General features: G+C 67.1%; 1 protein-coding gene. It reads right to left on the bottom strand.

The features are described from left to right. A partial coding sequence (locus tag ACZ7DL_RS39060; protein WP_470781839.1) for a non-ribosomal peptide synthetase occupies nt 1-1,576 on the bottom strand: 1,576 nt, incomplete at both ends.

Consider the following 1,576-nt stretch of genomic DNA (forward strand, 5'->3'; position numbering starts at 1 on the left):
TCCCACACACCCCGCGGCCCACGCCCCGACACCACCACCCCAAAATCCGGAACCGGCAACCCACGCCGATCCAACTTCCCACTCGACGTAAGGGGGATCTCGGCAAGGCGCACCACTGCCGCCGGCACCATGTATTCCGGCAGTCGTGCACGGAGGTGACTGCGCAGTTCGTCGTCGGCCGGCTCAGCCCCTTGGCTGGGCACCACATAGGCGACCAAGCGCTGGTCACCGGGCCGATCCTCGCGTGCCACCACCACGGCCTGAGCAATCCGAGGGTGTGACTTCAGCGCGGCCTCGACCTCGGCCGGCTCGATGCGCAGCCCGCGCACCTTGACCTGGAAGTCCACTCGCCCGTCGTAGACGATCGCCCCGTCCGCCCGCCAGCGGACCAGGTCCCCCGTGCGGTACATACGCTCACCCGGAACGAACGGATTGGCAACGAAGCGTTCGGCAGTCAGTGCCGACTGGTTCGCATAGCCTCGCGCCAGTTGGGTTCCGGCAAGGTACAGCTCTCCAGCCACACCAGGCGGGACCGGGCGGAGAGCTGAATCGAGGACGTAGACCTGCGTGTTCCACACCGGTGCGCCGATCGGTACGGCTGTAAGCCCCGGCTCGGGTCGGTACTGCCACGCCGTGACTTCTACCGCCGCTTCCGTGGGGCCGTAGAGATTGTGCAGCTCCGCACCCGGCAGTACCTCGGAGAACCGCTCGGCGAGGTCGGCCGCGAGCGCCTCGCCGGCAGCCTCCACGCGCCGCAGACTGGTGCATCCACCGACGCCCGGTTCGGCGAGAAACGCCGTCAGCATCGAGGGAACGAAATCGACGTCGGTGATGCACTGCTCCTGGATCAGCCGCACCAGGTAGGCCGGGTCTCGATGCCCTTCCGGCCGCGCGATCACCAGCGTCGCCCCGACCATGAGCGGCCAGAAGAGTTCCGGCACCGAGACGTCGAACCCGACGGACGTCTTCAGCAGCATCCGGTGGTTCTCGCCCATCCCGTAGCGGGCCTGCCCCCAGACGAGACGGTTGGTGATCGAGCGGTGCGAGACCACGACGCCCTTGGGGCGGCCGGTGGAACCCGACGTGTAGATCACATACGCGGCGTGATCGGCGTGGACGTCAACGCCTGGATCAGTGCCGGGATATCCGGTGACGTCCGGCAGTTCCGTGAGCAGGACGGCCGAGGCTTCCTCGACCATGTGCTTCACCCGTTCTTCCGGAGTGCCGGGCTCGATGGGCAGGTAAGCCGCTCCTGACTTCAGTACGCCGTAGATCCCGATCAGCAGATCGAAGGAGCGCGGCATCTGGAGAGCGATCACCCGCTCGGGTCCTGCTCCGCGTTCCATCAGCCAGTGAGCGAGCCGATTGGCACACTCGTTGAACTCGCCGTAGGACAGTGTCTGGTTCTCGAACACCAGGGCCTGCGCGGACGGACGCGCCCGCACTCGTGCCTCGAACGCCTCGGTCAGGGTCGCTTCACGCACCGGGTGTGTGGTGTCGTTCCAGGTGGTCAGGATCTGGTGGCGTTCGGCCGGGTCGAGCAGGTCCAGGCGGTTCAGGGGCAGGTCCGGATCGA

The sequence above is a fragment of the Streptomyces sp. NPDC036984 genome (assembly GCF_055607665.1).